At 47.2% G+C, this 18,605-nt stretch carries 21 protein-coding genes; 13 read left to right on the plus strand and 8 right to left on the minus strand.

Going from position 1 to position 18,605, the window contains the following annotated elements; genetic code table 11:
- Nucleotides 1–721, minus strand: a 721-nt coding sequence (locus AS151_RS17380) for a serine/threonine-protein kinase (protein WP_170861440.1), incomplete at its 3' end; no start/stop codon positions are given.
- 163 nt (nt 722–884) lie between these two features.
- Between AS151_RS17380 and rsmI the strand changes: the two genes are divergently transcribed.
- Complete coding sequence (rsmI, locus tag AS151_RS17390; RefSeq protein ID WP_071518334.1) at nt 885–1,739, plus strand: 16S rRNA (cytidine(1402)-2'-O)-methyltransferase; 855 nt, start codon at nt 885–887, stop codon at nt 1,737–1,739.
- 155 nt (nt 1,740–1,894) lie between these two features.
- The gene (locus AS151_RS17395) at nt 1,895–2,653 is read left to right on the plus strand and encodes a pentapeptide repeat-containing protein (RefSeq protein ID WP_071518335.1); all 759 of its coding nucleotides are present in this window, start codon (nt 1,895–1,897) and stop codon (nt 2,651–2,653) included.
- Nucleotides 2,654–2,929: 276 nt separating this feature from the next.
- On the opposite strand, the gene msrB is transcribed toward AS151_RS17395, so the two are convergent.
- From msrB to AS151_RS17415, 3 genes are all read right to left on the minus strand, one after another.
- Nucleotides 2,930–3,340, minus strand: a complete 411-nt coding sequence (gene msrB, locus AS151_RS17400; RefSeq protein WP_071518336.1) for a peptide-methionine (R)-S-oxide reductase MsrB — start codon at nt 3,338–3,340, stop codon at nt 2,930–2,932.
- A 535-nt stretch (nt 3,341–3,875) separates the two neighbouring features.
- Nucleotides 3,876–4,865, minus strand: a complete 990-nt coding sequence (locus AS151_RS17410; RefSeq protein ID WP_071518338.1) for a glycosyltransferase — start codon at nt 4,863–4,865, stop codon at nt 3,876–3,878.
- Nucleotides 4,862–5,788: a radical SAM protein gene (locus AS151_RS17415; RefSeq protein ID WP_071518339.1), complete on the minus strand. Its 927-nt coding sequence runs from the start codon at nt 5,786–5,788 to the stop codon at nt 4,862–4,864. Before AS151_RS17415 ends, AS151_RS17410 begins: the two co-directional genes overlap by 4 nt.
- Between AS151_RS17415 and AS151_RS22275 the strand changes: the two genes are divergently transcribed.
- From AS151_RS22275 to AS151_RS17435, 4 genes are all read left to right on the plus strand, one after another.
- Complete coding sequence (locus AS151_RS22275; RefSeq protein WP_170861442.1) at nt 5,753–5,944, plus strand: hypothetical protein; 192 nt, start codon at nt 5,753–5,755, stop codon at nt 5,942–5,944. The genes AS151_RS17415 and AS151_RS22275 overlap by 36 nt on opposite strands.
- A gap of 518 nt (nt 5,945–6,462) precedes the next feature.
- Entirely contained in the window at nt 6,463–7,968 is a 1,506-nt protein-coding gene (locus tag AS151_RS17420; protein ID WP_071518340.1) for a carotenoid oxygenase family protein, read from the plus strand.
- Between the two features lie 59 nt (nt 7,969–8,027).
- Nucleotides 8,028–9,419 (plus strand): asparagine--tRNA ligase, encoded by a 1,392-nt coding sequence (gene asnS, locus AS151_RS17425; protein WP_071518341.1) that lies wholly within the window; start codon nt 8,028–8,030, stop codon nt 9,417–9,419.
- Between the two features lie 276 nt (nt 9,420–9,695).
- Nucleotides 9,696–10,883, plus strand: a complete 1,188-nt coding sequence (locus AS151_RS17435) for an IscS subfamily cysteine desulfurase (RefSeq protein WP_071518343.1) — start codon at nt 9,696–9,698, stop codon at nt 10,881–10,883.
- A gap of 18 nt (nt 10,884–10,901) precedes the next feature.
- Here AS151_RS17435 and AS151_RS17440 read toward each other — a convergent pair whose 3' ends face one another.
- From AS151_RS17440 to AS151_RS17450, 3 genes are all read right to left on the minus strand, one after another.
- The gene (locus AS151_RS17440; protein ID WP_139240740.1) at nt 10,902–11,123 is read right to left on the minus strand and encodes a hypothetical protein; all 222 of its coding nucleotides are present in this window, start codon (nt 11,121–11,123) and stop codon (nt 10,902–10,904) included.
- Nucleotides 11,124–11,163: 40 nt separating this feature from the next.
- The gene (locus AS151_RS17445) at nt 11,164–11,736 is read right to left on the minus strand and encodes a 5-formyltetrahydrofolate cyclo-ligase (RefSeq protein WP_071518345.1); all 573 of its coding nucleotides are present in this window, start codon (nt 11,734–11,736) and stop codon (nt 11,164–11,166) included.
- A 132-nt stretch (nt 11,737–11,868) separates the two neighbouring features.
- Entirely contained in the window at nt 11,869–12,408 is a 540-nt protein-coding gene (locus AS151_RS17450) for a chemotaxis protein CheW (RefSeq protein WP_071518346.1), read from the minus strand.
- A 482-nt stretch (nt 12,409–12,890) separates the two neighbouring features.
- On the opposite strand from AS151_RS17450, the gene AS151_RS17455 reads away from it, so the two are divergent.
- The 3 genes from AS151_RS17455 (at nt 12,891) to AS151_RS17465 (ending at nt 14,712) form a co-directional block, all read left to right on the plus strand.
- Nucleotides 12,891–13,589, plus strand: a complete 699-nt coding sequence (locus AS151_RS17455) for a Uma2 family endonuclease (protein WP_071518347.1) — start codon at nt 12,891–12,893, stop codon at nt 13,587–13,589.
- 224 nt (nt 13,590–13,813) lie between these two features.
- The gene (locus AS151_RS17460) at nt 13,814–14,302 is read left to right on the plus strand and encodes a hypothetical protein (protein WP_071518348.1); all 489 of its coding nucleotides are present in this window, start codon (nt 13,814–13,816) and stop codon (nt 14,300–14,302) included.
- A 158-nt stretch (nt 14,303–14,460) separates the two neighbouring features.
- The gene (locus AS151_RS17465; RefSeq protein ID WP_071518349.1) at nt 14,461–14,712 is read left to right on the plus strand and encodes a DUF4351 domain-containing protein; all 252 of its coding nucleotides are present in this window, start codon (nt 14,461–14,463) and stop codon (nt 14,710–14,712) included.
- A gap of 76 nt (nt 14,713–14,788) precedes the next feature.
- On the opposite strand, the gene AS151_RS17470 is transcribed toward AS151_RS17465, so the two are convergent.
- The gene (locus tag AS151_RS17470) at nt 14,789–15,406 is read right to left on the minus strand and encodes a Uma2 family endonuclease (protein WP_071518350.1); all 618 of its coding nucleotides are present in this window, start codon (nt 15,404–15,406) and stop codon (nt 14,789–14,791) included.
- 211 nt (nt 15,407–15,617) lie between these two features.
- Between AS151_RS17470 and AS151_RS17480 the strand changes: the two genes are divergently transcribed.
- The 4 genes from AS151_RS17480 to AS151_RS17495 all read left to right on the plus strand — a co-directional run bounded on the left by AS151_RS17480 (nt 15,618) and on the right by AS151_RS17495 (nt 18,397).
- Nucleotides 15,618–16,187, plus strand: coding sequence for a Uma2 family endonuclease (locus tag AS151_RS17480; protein ID WP_071518352.1), 570 nt, complete (start codon nt 15,618–15,620; stop codon nt 16,185–16,187).
- Between the two features lie 291 nt (nt 16,188–16,478).
- A complete protein-coding gene (locus AS151_RS17485) occupies nt 16,479–17,375 on the plus strand; it encodes a DUF4351 domain-containing protein (protein ID WP_071518353.1) in 897 nt (298 codons plus the stop codon).
- 96 nt (nt 17,376–17,471) lie between these two features.
- Nucleotides 17,472–17,945 (plus strand): DUF29 domain-containing protein, encoded by a 474-nt coding sequence (locus AS151_RS17490; protein WP_071518354.1) that lies wholly within the window; start codon nt 17,472–17,474, stop codon nt 17,943–17,945.
- A gap of 188 nt (nt 17,946–18,133) precedes the next feature.
- Nucleotides 18,134–18,397 (plus strand): DUF4351 domain-containing protein, encoded by a 264-nt coding sequence (locus AS151_RS17495; RefSeq protein ID WP_071518355.1) that lies wholly within the window; start codon nt 18,134–18,136, stop codon nt 18,395–18,397.
- Nucleotides 18,398–18,605 lie beyond the last annotated feature (208 nt).

An 18,605-nucleotide genomic window follows, 5' to 3' on the forward strand; every position in this document is an offset into this window, starting at 1 on the left:
CCGGGGATGGACTAGCATAGCTAATCCATCTAGGCACACCCGATGAAGCGAGAATCTCACGAATTCTATTCGTGAGAGTGTCAACAAATGTTTGTTCCGGCGCGGCATATCCGGCAGACCCAATGGAAGTGCCAGTTTGCGCCAGGGAAATGCCAGTCAGCATCTTGGCTGCCCCAAAATCTACCAAAACCAACGCCCCATCTTCCCGACGGCGAATGATATTGGCGGGTTTGATATCCCGATGCACTACCTGTTGTTGGTGGATAAAATCCAGAACTGGCAGCAGGTGGTTGAGAATTTGCCGAATTTGGGATTCGCTGAAAGCCCCATTTTGCTGCGCTTCTGTTTCTAGATCCATCCCATCCACAAATTCTTGCACCAGATATTGGGGATTGGTTTCGGCGATGTAGGCAAACAATTCTGGAATTTGGGGGTGTTTGCCTAGGGTTTCCAAACGTTCCGCTTCTGATTGAAACAACGCCACCGCTTTCTCGCTGGTATTGCTGCCTTTTTCTGGATAAAACTGTTTGATAACGCAGGGTCGTTGTGAGGGTGTATGTTCGTCTATTCCTAGAAAAGTTCTGCTAAAGCCTCCGACAGCGATAGGTTTGACGGCACGATAGCGATCGCCCAATCGCAAGGAATGGCCGCAGTGGAGGCAAAAATTGCTATCCTGAGGGTTATGGGGTCGTTGGCAGGCAGGATTCAGGCAAAAACTCATAACCTGGTTCTGGCTTGGTGCGATCGTTATGTTTCTATCATAGCGAGTTTCGGTAGGGTGCGGATATGGGGAGCGGGAGCAACCGAACGTGGAATGATTAAACTTCATTTCTCTCCCTATCAACCCATCACTGTCTTTCCCTTCTAATACCTATCGCCGAATTATGGATAAAGTACAACCCAAAACCCTCTACCTGGTAGGCACCCCCATTGGCAATTTGGAAGATATGACGTTTCGCGCGGTGCGGGTTTTGCAGGAAGTAGACCTGATTGCTGCTGAAGATACTCGCCATACGGGGAAGTTATTGCAGCATTTTCAAATTCAAACGCCGCAACTTAGTTACTACCAGCACAACAGTCAAAAGCGAATTCCGGATATTTTAACAGCTTTGCACCAGGGAAAGGCGATCGCTTTGGTGACGGATGCTGGGATGCCGGGAGTTTCCGATCCTGGTTGCGAGTTGGTACAAGCTTGCATCGAGGCCAATATTTCTATTATACCGATTCCGGGGGCAACGGCAGCGATCGCGGCGTTGAGTGCGTCGGGATTGCCCACGGATGCGTTCGTGTTTGTGGGATTTTTGCCGCTAAAATCCAAAGTGCGATCGCAAATTTTACAGTCTTTACAAGCCGAAACCCGCACGTTACTCTTTTACGAAGCGCCCCACCGGATCGTACAAACATTACAAGATTTGGCCAGCCATTTGGGCGAAAACCGTCAAGTGGTGGTGGCAAGGGAAATTACCAAACGCTACGAAGACTTTTGGCGGGGAACTGTAGCAGATGCGATCGCTAGCCACAGTCAAACCAATCCCAAAGGAGAGTATACAATCGTACTGGCAGGCAATACGGCTACAGAAAAATCTTGGTCGCCCGCCGCCATCAAAACCGAACTGCAACAATTGCTAGCACAGGGCTATTCGCGATCGCAAGCCAGCCGCCAACTAGCAACGGTTACCAACCTTCCCCGCCGAGAAATCTACCAAATGGCATTAACCATTGCCGACAGCACGCAATAATACCAAAACCTGGGAAGTTGGGATAGCAAGCTTGGTATCTGCTAGTTTGGGGAGCAAACCGAGTAGAATAGCAACAGCTAACCAACTCTCATGCCAAATTAGAAAATTTCTACAGAATTTTTACCAATTTGATTTTTTATTATTAGGAGCTAGATATGAAAGTTCTCCCCTTTGCCACTGCTGCCATAGTTCTAACTGCAATCCCAGCAACAGCGGAAAGTATCGAAGATTTGCAGCAACTGCTCTCGACAAAAGAATGTGCGGGATGCGATTTAATCGACGCCGGCTTAACCCATGCCAGCCTCATTCGCGCTGACTTGCAGAACGCTGACTTACGGGGAGCAAACTTATCCAGGGCTGACTTGCGCGGTGCTAATCTCAGAGGTGCCGACCTCAGTGGTGCTACTTTATACGGTGCCAACCTCCAGGGTGCTGATTTAACGGGGGCAAAACTCACCAATACAGATTTGCGTCGTGCCTATTTGCTCAATGCCGCCACCGAAGGTTCTAACATTGGCAATGCCTACTTAAAAGATGCGGTAGGACTCCCTCCCGATATCGGAAGTGCCGAATTATTCCATCAGTGGGGCATGCAGGAAGCACAAGGGGGTAGCTACGAACAAGCGATCGATTATTTTGAACGAGCGATCGCGCGGGATGATTCCTTTGCCCCTTCTTACATGGGGATTAGTCTTGCCATGCTCCGTCTGGGTAACCAAGAAGCATCTCTAGAATACGCCAAAGCAGCTTTGGAAATTTACGAACAGGAAGGCAGCCCGGAAGCTCAAGAAACTGCCTCCAAACTGGTAGCGCGTTTGGAAGACATGAAAGAAGAAGATTCCGACAGTTTCGGCGAACAGGTAGAACGGTTCGTTGGCTCGGTAGGGGGGTTGATTTTACAGTTCTTATTTTAATCAGAAACTTAGAAAAGAAGGGGAGGCGTCGGAGCGTCGGGGCATGGGAGCGTCGGGGCATGGGAGCGTCGGGGCATCGGAGCATCGGGGCGTCGGGGCATCGGGGGTATCGGAGCGTCGGGGCATCGGCGGTATCGGAGCGTCGGAGAAAACAACCATTATATCTCCCAAGCTCCCAGGCTCCCACGCTCCCAAGCTCCCAAGCTCCCAGGCTCCCACGCTCCCAAGCTCCCAAGCTCCCACGCTCCCACGCTCCCACGCTCGGTACGCACCTAACTAACTGTCAGACTTATTATCTGGCGTAAAATCCAGGGCAACAGAGTTCATGCAGTAACGCTGACCTGTAGGGGCAGGACCGTCGTCAAAAACGTGACCCAAATGAGCGCCACAGGCAGAACAAAGGACTTCCGTACGGGTCATAAACAAGCTGCGATCGGTTTCTTTGGCTACTTTTTCCTCAGATAGAGGTGCCCAAAAACTGGGCCACCCCGTACCAGAGTCGTATTTGGTATCGGAACTAAATAGTTCGTTGCCGCAGCAAACGCATTTGTAAATTCCTTTTTCTTTTTTATTGTAATATTCACCGGTAAATGGTCTTTCGGTACCTTTTTTGCGCGTCACCCGAAACTGTTCTTCGGTGAGCTGTTGTTTCCACTCGGCTTCGGATTTTTGAATGGGATAGTTCATAGTTTGAAATTGGCTGCTAGGGGTTGTCGGTTTTCAAAGCAACGTCTCTATTCTTGATTGTAGCGATCGCAGCTAGTGGCGGGAAGGGAATCGCAAAGATTTTTCCTCAGCATGACGGTTAGGAGGCAAACAGCGATAAGATATGGGAAAGGTGTTTGCACTAGCTGAGGAGGGAATCTTGCGCCGACTTCCAGGACCCCAAAAAGCAGAAGACTTAGAAGGTGGCAAAGCTAAGATCCTCAAACGGGAGATTAAATGGACACGTCGCAAAGTTATAATTGTGGGGTTAGCCCTCGTAATTCCCTATGCAGTAGCTATCTATGTTGCGCTTCAGTACGTTTCTCTCGGATTGGTGGTATTTTTAATTATCTTGCCTGTTTTTCTAGCTGCAATTGTTTACTTCATGAATCGGTTAACGCGGAATTTGTAGGGGGATAAAGAAAGGTCATTCCTTTCCCCCTACATCAAGGGCAATTAATAGCAGGATGGCAGGCAGATTTCCTTGGCGATCGCCGTGTGGAATGGTTTATTATGGTTATATACCATGGCGATCGCTGGCAATTTCTTCAGTTTGCCCAAAATAGGCATAATAATCTGGAAATTTGGCAAGCAATCTCCCCTCAGCCGACCCATATTTCCAGAATTGCCGCAGGAATTTCCTTAAATTCCCGATAAAGTTGCCAGGCTGAAATTGAAAATCATGGGCAACCACCATAGAATGGCGATGAACCCCTCGAAATCCGGCTACCATCATGCGAACGCAAAAATCGATATCTTCGCCAGCAGCATGGGGAAAAGACTCGTCAAATTGTATCGATTCTGCTACCGGACGCGCGATCGCTAAATTACAAGTCGGTCCGTACAGCAAAATGTTAGAATCTTGAAAACGCCGACCGTTGAGGGTGCCATTGATTTGGTGGTAGCGGTCGAACCATGTATGGCTGGCGGCATCCGTACGACCGGAAATAGCATGAATGTATGGATTCTCTAAAAATCCCCGGTGCGCTTCGCTGACCCAATTGGCAGAGGGAATACAATCGGAATCCGTAAACAGAATGAAATCCACCCCCAACTCAAGCGCCGCCTTTATCCCTGTATTCCTAGCGACGGCTGGACCTTGGGATTGAGAATGAGTCCAAACCTGCACCCACGGCTGAAGGTGCGGCCAGTACGAAGAACCATCGTTAACCACAATAACATAAGCAGGCTGGTTTTGCAGGCTGGATATCACCCGCTGGAGAAGGTCGCCATCTTTCACCGAACAACATTTGGCAGGAATAACCACTGCTACCTGGGAATCCAGTTTGACCTGATTTTTCACAAGTTTCGGTGGCAGTTGGAAAACCGATTTGGCAGTGGTTGGCTGTTCCTGTTTTAGCGCTAACTTGCCCGTTGTAGAGAGTTTATATGCGATCGCTTCTACCATCTTCGTTAGTAAAAATTGTACCCGATAGGGATGGTTGGGTAACTGGTTCCACCAATATTCAAAAAGTTCTAGTTTCACAGAAGGCACTGTTAAACTCATTCTCCACCTCCCAGCCAAGCACAATTTTGACAGTAAGAATCTTCTTGGTGATGGGAACGAAATGCCCTCGCCGCTGCCCCATCGAGAATTTCCGCAACACTTCCTTCGCTGATATGACCAAAACGTTGGGGATGGAACATATTGCAAGGAGTGACGTATCCGTCGTATTGAATGCAGGCTTCCCGATACAAAGCTGGGCAAGTGGCAAGCTTGCCGTTGGATGGGTTGGCAACTTCTAAATCTAAGTCTACCCCTTGAATTTGGTCGGGAATCAAACACTGGAGAGATACAGCCGCCAATATTTCTTTGGCTTCTACCAGCGCATTCCTAATTTCGCCAAGTTCGGATATGACCCGATTGAGAAAATAATGGTCTGGCGCATCGCTTCTGACGACGTTGTAAATCAAACCCACGTTATGTGCGGCAGCTAAATGGGCAATATCTTTGAGGCGATGCAAGTTTTCTGCTTGTATGGTAAAAACAAAATAGGGTCTGGGTTGATGGTTGCGCAAGAGATTGAGGTTGCGTTCCACGATTTCCCAAGACGCGTCCCGGCGAATTTGGGCGAGTTCTTCTGGGTTGGGAGAGTCTATGGAAATAAAAAGCTGGATACCGTATTTTTTGAGCAATTCCACCCGCTGGGGATCCTGAATGTTGAGATTGGTGAACAAATGCAGCTGTGAATGGGGCCATTTTTCTCGAATCCAAGCCAGAAACTGGGGAAATTTGGGATGAATGGTGCTTTCGCCCCGACCATTTAAACGGATGATTTCTGGTGGATACGCGATCGCATCCATAACTTGATGGAGGGTTTCCTCGGTCATAAAATAGTGGGGCTGGTTTCGTTCTTTTTTGAAACCGCACATAATACAAGACAAATTGCAGTTATGGCTCAGTTCCAGGATAATTTCTCGTGGATGCATCTAAATTTTCCTTTTGCTTGTCTTTTCCTCTCGGATTGCCAGCAAGCGATCGCGCCTGCTTTATCCGCCAATCAAAACCAGCAATTGCCCGGGATAGGCACCCCCCAAATTGCCGATATGTTCTATATTGGGCGAAATATGAAAACGGTTTTTTAAAGCGGATGCAGCGATCGCGCTCGTTTGTCAATTTGAGATAGAGGAGTGGGAGAGGGGGAGGAGTGGGAGGAGTGGGAGGAGGGAAAAAACCACAAGAAGTTGTAGCCTTAGCCTGGGGAATTTTTCGGGTCTTCCCAGTACGGATTTGCTATGACACCGAATTAGACAAAAACCGTTAGAACCAATCCCCATTTACCTTCCCCTCCCCGATATAGAATGGAAAGGGTTGACAAACAGCAAACAACCATCGACCGTATCTTTCTATCCCGCCATCCCCTTATGTCTGTCGTTGCGAAGCGCGGGCAACAGACAAACTGGTCATGAAATTCATTTCTAGATAGCTATCCCAGGACCGCTTGTGTTACAATTATTTGGAAAAAGTAATAAAAATTTTTAATTTTTAGCAAAAAGTAACATCTGCCGGTGGTTCGCCGGTAAAGAAACCACCTGTAGGTCGTCTCGATTTCAATATTTTTCCATTATCGCCCAACACTGCCGCAAGCATTAAAAACTTTCCTATGAAAACTGCATCCCAACCCACCGCATCTTATAGCCGTAGCGACTGGCAACAAGGCTACGAATCCCAACCCAACGAATATAACTACTGGATTGAAGACATCGAAGGGGAAATTCCCCAACAGTTACACGGTACCCTATTTCGCAACGGACCGGGGTTGCTCGATATCAACGGTCAACCCATCGCGCATCCCTTCGACGGCGACGGCATGGTGAGTGCCATTACCTTCCGCGACGGGAAAGCCTACTATCAAAATCGCTTCGTACGCACAGAAGGCTTTCTCGCCGAACAAAAAGCCGGCAAAATCCTCTATCGCGGCGTATTTGGCACCCAGAAACCCGGGAGTTGGCTAGCAAATATATTTGATATGAAAGCCAAGAACATTGCCAACACCCATATTATCTATTGGGGAGGCAAACTGCTGGCACTGTGGGAAGGTTCGGTTCCCCATCAGCTCAATCCCCAAAATCTGGAAACCATCGGCGTTGACCATCTCGATGGTATCTTAGCATCGGACCAGCCATTTGCTGCCCACCCACGCATCGAACCCGGCAGCGATGACAAACGGTTGATTAATTTTTCTGTAGAACCCGGTCTTTCCACTACCATCACCATTTTTGAATTTGCCAGCGACGGCAAACTGCTACAGAAAAAATCCCACAGCATACCTGGGTTTGCCTTCCTACACGACATGGCAATTACCCCGGAATACTGCATTTTTTGTCAAAATCCCGTTCAATTCAATCCCATTCCCTACGTATTAGGCTTGCGCGGTGCGGCGCAGTGTTTGCGGTTTGACCCCAACCAACCCACCAAAATTGTCTTGATTCCCCGCCAGCAAGGAAAAGAAGTTAAAATTTTGGAAACCGACCCTTGCTTTGTCTTTCACCATGCCAATGCCTTTACCGAGGGCAACCGCATCTATTTGGATTCCATTTGCTACGATTATTTTCCCAATGTAGAACCGGATACCGATTTTCGCGAAATTAATTTTGAAGACTATCCAGCCGGGAAACTGTGGCGTTTTTGTATTGATTTAGACAGCGAAAAGGTCACGCCTGAGTTATTGGTACGGCGTACTTGCGAGTTTCCTTCCCTGCATCCCCAAAACGTCGGTCAATCGTATCGCTATCTCTATTTGGCGGCTACCCACGCGCCGACGGGAAATGCACCGTTGCAAGCTTTGTTGAAAGTAGATTTGCAGAAACTTCAGGGAACCAGTATTCCGGCAGAATTCGATCCGGCTGCCGAAGAGGGTTGTTCGCAGTTCTGGAGTTTGGCACCGCGTAGCTTTGCGGGGGAACCGGTGTTTGTTCCCCATCCCAACGCTACGGAAGAAGACGACGGTTGGGTGTTGATGCTGACCTACAACGCTGCCCACCATCGCTCTGATATACTGATTTTCAATGCTAAGGATATTTCCCCAGGACCAATCGCACGTCTGCATTTAAAACATCACGTTCCCTATGGGTTGCACGGTAGTTTTGTAGAAGAAACGTTTGTGTAACCGTTGGTTGTAGGATAGGCAACTGCTATTTTGTCGTTCGATTATAAGGATGGAGGTTCATGGAAGTACAAAGGGTTGGCGTTGTTTTACGTAGTTTTCAGCCAGAGACGGAAGTAACGGTACGCGGGTGGATTCGTACCAAACGCGAGTTAAAGGAGTTTGCTTTTGTGGAGGTTAACGATGGTTCCTCCATGGCGAATTTGCAAGTGATTTTTGACCGCAATTATCCCGACTACGAAAATGTTCTCAAACAGCTCAATACCGGGGTGGCGGTGGAAATTAGCGGTACGATTGCTGAGTCGCCAGCCAAAGGACAGCGCATCGAATTGCGTGCGAGCGATGTTAAGGTGTACGGTGAGGTAGAAGCAGATACCTATCCTTTACAGAAGAAACGCCATTCTTTTGAGTTTTTGCGGTCGATCGCTCATTTGCGATCGCGTACGAATACTTTAGGAGCTGTGTTTCGAGTCCGCAATGCTTGTTCGGCGGCTATTCATCAATTTTTCCAAGAACGGGGGTTTCTGTGGGTGCATACTCCCATTCTCACGGCGAATGACTGCGAGGGTGCTGGGGAATTGTTTACGGTGACCAATTTGGATTTGAACAATCTTCCCCGCAATGAAGATGGCAGCGTGAATTTTGAAGAGGATTTCTTTGGCAAACGCGCTTCTTTGACAGTCAGCGGTCAGTTGGAAGCGGAGGCGATGGCGCTGGCGTTTACCAATGTGTATACGTTTGGACCTACCTTTCGGGCAGAAAATTCCAATACTTCCCGCCATTTGTCGGAGTTTTGGATGGTAGAGCCGGAAATGGCTTTTTGCGACCTGCAAGGGGATATGGATTTGGCGGAGGAATTTCTCAAATATGTGTTTCAGGCGGTTTTGGAACGGTGTCCGGAGGATATGGAGTTTTTCAACAAACGCATTGACAGTACGGTTTTGGACACTGCCCGCCATATTATTGATAGCGAATTTGAGCGAATTCCCTACAACAAAGCGATCGAGATTCTGCAAAAAAGCGATCGCAAATTTGAATACCCGGTAGAATGGGGAGCAGACCTACAATCGGAACACGAGCGCTATCTCACCGAAGAAGTATTTGGCAAACCCGTCATCGTCACCGACTATCCCCGCGACATAAAAGCCTTCTATATGCGGCAAAACGACGACGGTCAAACCGTGGCTGCTCTTGACGTACTGGCACCCAAAATTGGCGAAATTATAGGCGGTGCCCAACGGGAAGAAAGATTGGATATGCTAGAAAAACGCATCCAAGAAATGGGGTTGAACCAAGACGATTTGTGGTGGTATTTAGACCTACGCCGCTACGGAACCGTTCCCCACGCCGGCTTTGGCTTAGGCTTCGAGCGTCTCATACAATATATGACTGGTATGGGCAACATCCGCGATGTCATTCCCTTCCCCCGCACGCCAGAGAATATTGAATTTTAGTTATCATAGTCGATAAGGATGGGAGCTTGGGAGCCTGGGAGCCTGGGAGCCTGGGAGCCTGGGAGCCTGGGAGCTTGGGAGCCTGGGAGCCTGGGAGCCTGGGAGCCTGGGAGCCTGGGAGCTTGGGAGATATAATGGTTGTTTTCTCCGACGCTCCGATGCCCCGACGCTCCGATGCCCCGACGCCCCGACGCCCCGACGCCCCCATGCTCCGACGCTCCGACGCTCCGACGCCCCCCTCCTCTCCTCCAAAATGCAGCCAACCCCCTTCCAACCATGACCAACCGTCCAATTTACCTAGATTGCCACGCCACCACCCCCGTTGACCAACGGGTTATGGAAGCCATGCAGCCGTTTTTTAGCGAATATTTTGGCAATCCAGCCAGCGTTCAACATATGTATGGCTGGGAAACGGAAGCGGCTGTCAAACAAGCACGGGAAACCCTCGCCGAGGCAATTGGCGCGACGCCTGTGGAAATTATCTTTACCAGCGGTGCGACGGAATCCAACAATCTAGCTATCAAAGGCGTAGCAGAAGCTTATTTTTCCAAGGGACAGCATATTGTTACGGTACAAACAGAACACAACGCCGTTCTCGACGCTTGCAAATATTTAGATAAATTGGGATTTGAGGTAACCTACTTGCCGGTACAGGCAGATGGTTTGCTGGATTTGGAGCAACTCAAGCAAGCTATTCGGGAAGATACAATTTTGGTATCGGTGATGGCTGCCAATAACGAAATTGGCGTATTGCAACCCATTGAAGAAATTGGGGCGATTTGCCACGAAGCCGGCGTTTTGTTCCATACTGATGCCGCCCAAGCCATTGGCAAGATTCCCTTGGACGTGCAAAAAATGAATATCGATTTGCTTTCTATGACCGCCCATAAAGCTTACGGACCCAAGGGAATTGGTGCTTTGTACGTGCGCCGCCGCCATCCTAGAGTGAACTTGGCACCGCAAATCCATGGAGGCGACCACGAACGGGGGATGCGTTCCGGAACCCTGCCTGCACCGCTCATCGTAGGATTTGGCAAGGCGGTGTCTGTGGCTTTAGAGGAGATGGAAACGGAAAGCCAACGGGTAAAGGCATTGCGCGATCGCTTGTGGGAGAAAATTCGCCATATTGACGGCATTCATCTCAACGGTAGTTTAACCCATCGCTTGCCCGGAAATTTAAATGTGAGCGTGGAATCGGTCGATGGCAATGCTTTGTTGCTGGGATTGCAGCCAGTGATGGCTGTCTCTTCCGGTTCGGCTTGCACTTCCGCCAAACGGGAACCTTCCCACGTTTTGCATGCCTTGGGTCGTTCCGCAGATTTAGGCTTTGCTTCGATCAGGTTTGGCATTGGTCGCTTCAACACTCAAGAAGAAATCGACCGCGCTGCCGAACACACCATTGAAACGGTTCAATCGCTACAATCGGCAGCTCGTGGGAATCAGAACGTAGGAGTATCGAAGTAGATTGATTGGAAAAGGGCATTATACGTAGGGGCAACCCCCCGTGGTTGCCCCCATCCCCATGGTTGCCCCCATCCCCGTGGTTGCCTCCCGTGGTTGCCTCCCGTGGTTGCCTCCATCCCCGTGATTGCCTCCCGTGGTTGCCTCCATCCCCGTGGTTGCCTCCCGTGGTTGCCCCCATCCCCGTGATTGCCTCCCGTGGTTGCCCCCATCCCCATGGTTGTCTCCCGTAGTTCCCCCCATCCCCATAAGTTTTCGTGGTCAATATGAAACGGATTTGATACTAGTTGGAGGAGGTAGCATAGAAGTTAGCATCGGTGCAAACACCGGAAAGGGGAGAATCCCAAGAGTCGGCTGGGAGGTGGTCTAGGTAGGCAAAATCAAAAATAATGCCTAAACTGGGAATAGTATTCCAAGGGGGTTCGGCAAATAAGCGATCGTAAAATCCGCCGCCGTATCCCAGACGATATCCCCGTTGGTCGCAAGCTACGGCAGGAACCAAAATTAGATCGACGCTTTCTGGGTCGATGGTGGGTGCGGTTTCGGCTGGCGTGAGAATGCCATAGCGACCTTTAACCTGCGGGTCGCCAGGTTGCCAGCGGTGCCACGTCAAGCGATCGCCCACGCAAATGGGAAATCCCCAAATTTTGCTGCTATCCTCAAATAAAGGGCTGAGGTCGGGTTCGTTGCGAAAGCTGAAATAGGCGAGTATGGTATTAGCTTTAGCATAAAATGAACTATTTGTCAAGTTATCGCACAAGCGATCGCTATAGGTTCGCCATTGAGAAGGTTCGAGAGAGCGTCGTTTCTGGATAAGTTGTTGGCGCAGTTGTTTTTTCCGTTCTTGAGAATCCATGAAAATTTCCTATTTTAGGCATCTGAATGCATAGAAAAAATATTAACTGAACATCCTCCCCCTCCTCCCACTCCTCCCACTCCTCCCACTCTTCCCACTCCTCCCACTCTTCCCACTCCTCCCACTCCTCCACTATTGCCCTTCAAAAACCTGCTTCATATCCAAAACAAAGACTTCCAAAGTTTCTTCTTCTTGGTCTTCCTCCTCTTTATAGGAAACCATCGCCACGTGGGAGGCTATGCCGAGGGGATGGGAACGCCGATAAGAGTTAGGGAGTTGGCGAATTTCAGCTAGGGGGATATCCAGCAAAGTTGGTGGTTCGCTGACGGGAACAGAACACAAATCGCTGTTTCCTATACGAATAACAATTAAAAATTTCTGGTTTTGGGAGTCGATATTGCTCTGACCTAAATTCAATCGTTGGTGTAAGTCTACAACAGTAATAGCATAGTTGCTTAAATGGACCAATCCCACACCATTGGCTTGGCTAATTTGACCGGGAGGTGCATTAATCACTTTTACCACGTAAGAAATGGGAATCGCAATCCAGTAGCCAGCCAAATCGAAGGTAATGGCTTTGAGGGTTTTGTTATCGATAATGCTTGCTGCTGGAATGTTCTCATCAAATGGATGGTTGCCTTGCGTGGAGCTAGGTTCGATCGCTGGTGCCATGATTGTACCTCAGGGGATAGGGAATGATTCTCCTACCATTTTCTCATATATCCTCCATTGGCTAGCTTGGCAAGGCAGTAAAATTTGATTTGCCCTCAGCTGCAGTTCGGAAAAAGCGGCAGAAACCAACCAATCCTGGTAGTGCATAGTCTTTTAGTTGACGACTGTAGTTGTTTTGCCAGTTTTGCTAACTATTTTAAACACAAGTTTCCTTAAAGTGCCTTGTTTTATTATCGGTTTGTTACGTTTGTTATTACCATAGCGATCGCTAAAATTATCATTTGAATCATTATTTACGCTGCAATCCAATCGTTATTCCTAGCATTTTATGCCATTTCCTTAATAGTCTGCAAGAAATAATAGAGGCATTTTTGTAGGGTTGCTTCGCGAAGCGCCCCTACCAACAACGCTTCGACACGCTCAATTTCCGCAGTAGCTACTGAAGTGGATACAATAGGAAATGGACTTTGGGAGATAAACTTATGAGTAAAGCCAAGTTAGGAGATCGGAAACCGGAAAGAATTCTAGAAAATGGCGATCGCTTGACTCGTGCGGAATTCGAGCGACGCTACCACAAAATGCCCCATGTCAAAAAAGCAGAACTCGTTGAAGGAGTGGTTTACGTGGTTTCCCCTGTAAAAATGCAAAGTCATAGCGAACCCCACGCCAATATCATGATTTGGCTGGGAACTTATAAAGTTGCTACGCCAGGTTTGATGTTAGGAGATAATGCGACAGTGCGTTTGGATTTTGATAATGAAGTGCAACCAGATGCTTTGCTTCGTTTGGATGAGTCTAATGGGGGAACCTCTCGCATTAGTGAAGACGATTACGTAGAGGGAGCGCCAGAACTTATTGTGGAAGTAGCCAGCAGTAGCGCCTCTTATGACTTGCACGATAAATTGCAGGTTTATCGCCGTCATGGCGTACGAGAATATCTGGTTTGGTTGGTACAAGACGAAGAGTTTCGCTGGTATGTGTGGGAAGAAGGCACCTACCAACAGCAGCAACTGGATGAGTCGGGATGCTTGAAAAGTCGTTTTTTCCCTGGCTTGTGGCTGGATGTATCGGCTTTGTTGGCAAGGGAAATGCAACAAGTTTTGACGGTACTCAACTCAGGCATTGCTTCCTCAGAACATCAAGATTACGTTCGGCGATCGCGATCGGAAAAGGAAAATTAAGCTTAAATCGCCATTTTGTAGCATAAAAACACGCTATTTTGTAAAAATTATCTCATTTTTATTGTTTAGAAAAAATATTATATGTTATCTTTGGGAGTAGATTAACATTCTTGGGGTGGCGGAAGTATTTTAGCGTTTTCTTAGAAGCATCGATCGGCGATCTGGTATAGCTGTACTTTCTCCGCATACTTCATTTCCAGATACGTTTCATAAGGAGTTCGATTATGGGAACCTATTACGGCCTGGGTGTGGTTAAAAGCTTTACAACGCAAAGTTTCAGACAAGTGAATCCCCAGCAACTAGAAGCAGCGGTTAACGAAAGACTCGATCTCGGTCTTTTCGATGTAACTTCTCAAGAAGACGGTCATTTGCAGGGGACGCTCAAAGCCAATCTATTTCAGGATAACATCGAAGATTTCTTTGCTAAATTAGACGCGATCGCAAAAGCAAATACCATACGTTCTTGTAACGACTACTTCCAAGATTTTGGCACGAATATCGAAGAATACCCCTGCGAGCACTGTCGGCTAAAAATCTACGATGCCGAAGAAACAACCATCGAATTGCATATGAAGATGGTTTTGCTATTAATCGAAGGCAAAGTTTCCGTTGAGGAATTTGACTTGGAACCAGCCTTGCTCAATTGGTTGTTCCGACATAGTAGCTTCGACAATCCACTAGCGGGAGCCATTGTCAGCGATATCGTCGGGTAGCGGTTTTGGTTTCCTAACCAAAGCAAGCAAACAATACCACGAATTTGCCAAATTGGGTGGGTATTTTCCACCCAACGCTCTCCACCGAGGCTTTGATTTGATTGGTGCGATCGCTTTTTACTAAGATAAATCTATAAATAAAATCATTGCTTCTTATTATGAAGTGGGATATGGTGGTTTTAAAAGAATCTCCCTGGTATCAGGAAATTTTGAAAGAAGGTTTGGAACAAGGACGACAACAAGGACGGCAGGAAGCTGAGGTCCAGTTGGTATGGCGTCTTTTAAATCGTCGTTTGGGACATTTAGATCCATCCCTAGAACAACAAATTCGTCGCCTGCCTGTGAAACAAGTGGGAACGCTCGCAGAGGAATTGTTGGATCTCTCTAGTGTGGAAGATTTGCAGGCTTGATTGCAACAACAGTAGATTCGTTAATGTTGGGAAAATAGCGATCGCTTTTTCTCTATCTTGCATTTTGTGCAGCAAATCATGAAATTTCTGATTCAAAAACAGGGGATAAATCCAAAACCAATCCCGGTAAAATAGAGTCTCCAGAGAGGGTGGTGGGAGATGCCAAAACTTCTGGGTTCTGGTTGGGACGGTAAATTTCTACTTGTTGATTTTGAGAATCAATAAGCCATGCCAGCTGAGTACCGTTGTTGATATATTCTTGCATTTTGCTGCGGGTTTTTTCCAAAATATCGCTGCTGGAAAGAAATTCAATGACAAAATGGGGGCATAGGGGCACAAAGCCTTGTTTTTGTTCTGGGGATAGGGTTTCCCAAGTTTCGTTGGGTAGCCACGCTACATCGGGAGAGCGAATCGCGCCGTTGGTCAACCGAAAACCGGTAGAGGAGTCAAATACTTTACCCAGACGAGTTTGGCGGTTCCAAGCTTGCAGCTGGTAAATGAGTTCGGCGTTTTGTTCGCCGGTGATGCCGCCAGTGGGAGGCATGATAATAAGTTCTCCGGTAGCAGTGCGTTCGAATTGTAGGTTTTGGTTGTCGCGGCATAGTCGCCAAAATGTTTCCTCGTCTAGGGGGAGAGTGAGTTCTAGCTGGGTGGGTAATGTAGGGGAAAATGGGTGGCTGGTAGCTGGATTCATGGTTGCTAAGAGCGATCGCGAAACAGTTCTCTATTTCGATAGTGTAACGGAGAAGCTCTGCGGTGTTGTTATACAATTTCTTGAAATTTCTACAAAATACGATCGGGGCATTTTTGTAGGGAGTGGCGAAGCGCCCCCCTACCGAGGTAATTTGAGAAAATCAAGGCGATTGTTATTTTCCAAAAATGGTATTCATAGGTAGGAGATAAAAATGGGGATGGTTTCTACAAATCAAACAAACATTTCTTTAGAGGCGTTTTTGACATGGCCGGAAACGAAACCCTATCGCGAATATTTTCATGGAAAGGTTGAATCCAAGCCAATGCCACAAGGAGAACATAGCATTCTGCAAACTTATCTATCTGCCAGGATTAATGAAGTAGGAAGAGCTAATAAAGTGGCGTTGGCTTTTACGGAATTGAGGTGTACTTTCGGTGGTTCTTCTATGGTACCGGATATTACTGTTTTTGCTTGGGAACGCATTCCTAAAACAGAACAAGGCAGAATTGCCAATCGTTTTGAACTTCATCCCGATTGGATTATTGAAATTTTATCGCCCGAACAATCTCCCAATCGAGTTATCAAGAAAATTATTTTTTGTTTGCAGCAAGGAACGCAGTTGGGATGGCTGATCGACCCAAAAGATGAGTCGGTGATGGTATTTCCACCCGATGGCATTCCAGATGTAAAATCGGATGAACAAAGGTTGCCAGTTTTAGAAAATTTCCCAGATATGCAACTGTCGGCTACGGAGATTTTTGATTGGTTAAAAATTGAATAAGCGATCGCTGTCTTTTCAATTAGATTCCTATAACGAAAAATTGCGATTTTACTGACACTCCGGAGTGCTTTGTTCGGGTGCGATCGCTTTTTTTAGGATAGCACCTGCGATCGCTTTTTGAATTGAGTAGATAGCAATTTCACATCAAATATAAACGGAATATGTCTAGAAATTGGGAAACCCTGTAGGGGCAGTTCGCGAACCGCCCCTACCAATTGCATCATATACACGCCAAGTGAAAACGCTATACAATCAACCCATCGATGGAACCATTGTTTTTTATTGCTTCTTATGACCAAACCAGCAGATATAGGCGGCAAACGCTTAATCAGTCTCGCTCCCCATACTTGGGCGCAATGGCTCACCCAAATGCCCAACCTTCATGTGGAATCCATGTTGAGTTCTGAGTTGCCCTGGGTAACGCGAGAAAACGATATTCTCTTGAGAGTGACCAGTCCGGAAACCGGAACTTTTCTGCTCCTCAACGAACTGCAACTGCGTTATAATGGGGAACTCCCCAGAAGGATGCGAGCTTATACCGGTTTGGTGGAGGAGAAATACAAACTACCGGTGTATCCCACGTTAGTGAATATTCTTCCTCACGCTCAAAACCCGCAAGTTCCTAACTGCTACGAATCCAATTTTCAAGGAATACGCGCCTATCAAGAATACCGGGTTATTAATTTGTGGGAAGTAGAAGTACAGACGGTGTTTGAACGGCAAATTCGGAGTTTGTTGCCTTTTGTACCGGTTTTGCGGGGTGGGGGAGAACAAACAGTCGTTCGACAAGCATTGCAGGAGTTGAGAGCTGATGAGGATTTGAGGGACTTGGAGCCCTTGCTGTCGTTTTTTGCTTCGTTTGTGCTACCAGTAGTACAGCAAATTATGAGGTGGGATATGGCAGTTTTAAGAGAGTCTCCCTGGTATCAAGAAATTTTGAAAGAAGGTTTGGAACAAGGTCTGCAACAAGGTTTGGAACAAGGTTTGGAACAAGGACGACAAGAAGGACGACAAGAAGCTGAAGTCCAGTTGGTATGGCGTCAGTTAAATCGTCGTTTGGGAAATTTAGATCCTTCTCTGGAACAACAGATTCGTCGCCTGTCTGTGGAACAAGTGGAAACGCTGGCAGAGGCGTTGTTGGATTTCTCTAGTGTGGAAGATTTGCAGGCTTGGTTGCAACAACAGTAGGTTTTCGATCGCTTTTTGGTTCCCTGGGAGTTGCTTTTTGGTTCCCTAGGAATTGCTTTTTTAGACGAATGAAATGAGATTGGGAGATAAGCAAGGATGGCATGGGAATCCCAACATAAGGAAAGAGAAAGTTTGTACGAACGGGATTATCATCTATGGATTTTGGATACGGTACAAAAACTGAAAGATGGTAATTTTCAAGCGGTCGATTGGGACCATTTAATAGAGGAAATTGCGGATTTGAGTCGCCGAGAAAAGAGAAAGCTGGAAAGTTTGCTTACGCGCTTGTTCGAGCATCTTTTGAAATTTCGATTTTGGCAGGATCGATTGGGGGAAAATCGAGGGCATTGGGAAGCGGAAATCTTGAGCTTTCGCAAGCAAATTAAAAGGGAGTTGAAAGCCAGTCCGAGTTTAAAAAATCATCTGTTGGCTGTTTGGGAAGAATGCTATCAAGATGGACGAGAAATTGCGGCGAAGCGATCGCAGTTGCCTTTGGAGACGTTTCCGGAAAATCCTCTGGGGTCGGTGGAACAGGTACTGGATGAAAATTGGCTGCCTCGATGCAATTGATGATACGAACGAGATCGATAGAAATTCAATAACGAACGATCGCATTCTCAATTTAGGTATCATGAAGGAACTGCGCGTCATGGGATTGGTTCGATCTTCCAGAGAAGCGATCGTATAAAATAAATGCATCGTTCTTTGCATCGTTTGTGCTAGAACGACCAATAGTACAGCAAATTATGAGGTGGGATATGGCGGTTTTAAGAGAGTCTCCCTGGTATCAAGAAATTTTGAAAGAAGGTTTGGAACAAGGACGACAAGAAGGACGACAGGAAGGACGACAAGAAGCTGAAGTTCAGTTGGTATGGCGTCTTTTAAATCGTCGTTTGGGAAATTTAGATCCTTCTCTGGAACAACAGATTCGTCGCCTGTCTGGGGAACAAGTGGAAACGCTGGCAGAGGCGTTATTGGATTTCAGTGTGGAAGATTTGCAGGCTTGGTTGCAACAACAGTAGGTTTTCGATCGCTTTTTGATTGGTTCGAAATTGCTTTTTCTAGGATAGCGCGTGCGATCGCTTTTGGTTTCTCAGACGATCGCGTTTGGTTTGACAAATATTGTTTTTTATGAGCATAGGAGAAGCGATCGCGACCTTAGCTCTACCAAAGGCGATCGCTTTTTGAACGACGAACGATCGTGTATTGGTTTGACAAATATGGTTTTTT

This window comes from Geitlerinema sp. PCC 9228 (assembly GCF_001870905.1).
GTDB lineage: Bacteria > Cyanobacteriota > Cyanobacteriia > Cyanobacteriales > PCC-9228 > PCC-9228.

What these genes read in the sequence shown, in the direction of transcription:
- AS151_RS17455 (WP_071518347.1), top strand. Translation starts at nt 12,891, where the DNA reads ATGAGTAAAGCCAAGTTAGGAGATCGGAAACCGGAAAGAATTCTAGAA.
- msrB (WP_071518336.1), bottom strand. Translation starts at nt 3,340, where the DNA reads ATGAACTATCCCATTCAAAAATCCGAAGCCGAGTGGAAACAACAGCTC.
- AS151_RS22275 (WP_170861442.1), top strand. Translation starts at nt 5,753, where the DNA reads ATGGCTCAGTTCCAGGATAATTTCTCGTGGATGCATCTAAATTTTCCT.
- AS151_RS17480 (WP_071518352.1), top strand. Translation starts at nt 15,618, where the DNA reads ATGGGGATGGTTTCTACAAATCAAACAAACATTTCTTTAGAGGCGTTT.
- AS151_RS17485 (WP_071518353.1), top strand. Translation starts at nt 16,479, where the DNA reads ATGACCAAACCAGCAGATATAGGCGGCAAACGCTTAATCAGTCTCGCT.
- rsmI (WP_071518334.1), top strand. Translation starts at nt 885, where the DNA reads ATGGATAAAGTACAACCCAAAACCCTCTACCTGGTAGGCACCCCCATT.
- asnS (WP_071518341.1), top strand. Translation starts at nt 8,028, where the DNA reads ATGGAAGTACAAAGGGTTGGCGTTGTTTTACGTAGTTTTCAGCCAGAG.
- AS151_RS17420 (WP_071518340.1), top strand. Translation starts at nt 6,463, where the DNA reads ATGAAAACTGCATCCCAACCCACCGCATCTTATAGCCGTAGCGACTGG.
- AS151_RS17435 (WP_071518343.1), top strand. Translation starts at nt 9,696, where the DNA reads ATGACCAACCGTCCAATTTACCTAGATTGCCACGCCACCACCCCCGTT.
- AS151_RS17490 (WP_071518354.1), top strand. Translation starts at nt 17,472, where the DNA reads ATGGCATGGGAATCCCAACATAAGGAAAGAGAAAGTTTGTACGAACGG.
- AS151_RS17395 (WP_071518335.1), top strand. Translation starts at nt 1,895, where the DNA reads ATGAAAGTTCTCCCCTTTGCCACTGCTGCCATAGTTCTAACTGCAATC.
- AS151_RS17460 (WP_071518348.1), top strand. Translation starts at nt 13,814, where the DNA reads ATGGGAACCTATTACGGCCTGGGTGTGGTTAAAAGCTTTACAACGCAA.
- AS151_RS17440 (WP_139240740.1), bottom strand. Translation starts at nt 11,123, where the DNA reads ATGGGGGGAACTACGGGAGACAACCATGGGGATGGGGGCAACCACGGG.
- AS151_RS17465 (WP_071518349.1), top strand. Translation starts at nt 14,461, where the DNA reads ATGAAGTGGGATATGGTGGTTTTAAAAGAATCTCCCTGGTATCAGGAA.
- AS151_RS17495 (WP_071518355.1), top strand. Translation starts at nt 18,134, where the DNA reads ATGGCGGTTTTAAGAGAGTCTCCCTGGTATCAAGAAATTTTGAAAGAA.
- AS151_RS17445 (WP_071518345.1), bottom strand. Translation starts at nt 11,736, where the DNA reads ATGGATTCTCAAGAACGGAAAAAACAACTGCGCCAACAACTTATCCAG.
- AS151_RS17410 (WP_071518338.1), bottom strand. Translation starts at nt 4,865, where the DNA reads ATGAGTTTAACAGTGCCTTCTGTGAAACTAGAACTTTTTGAATATTGG.
- AS151_RS17415 (WP_071518339.1), bottom strand. Translation starts at nt 5,788, where the DNA reads ATGCATCCACGAGAAATTATCCTGGAACTGAGCCATAACTGCAATTTG.
- AS151_RS17470 (WP_071518350.1), bottom strand. Translation starts at nt 15,406, where the DNA reads ATGAATCCAGCTACCAGCCACCCATTTTCCCCTACATTACCCACCCAG.
- AS151_RS17450 (WP_071518346.1), bottom strand. Translation starts at nt 12,408, where the DNA reads ATGGCACCAGCGATCGAACCTAGCTCCACGCAAGGCAACCATCCATTT.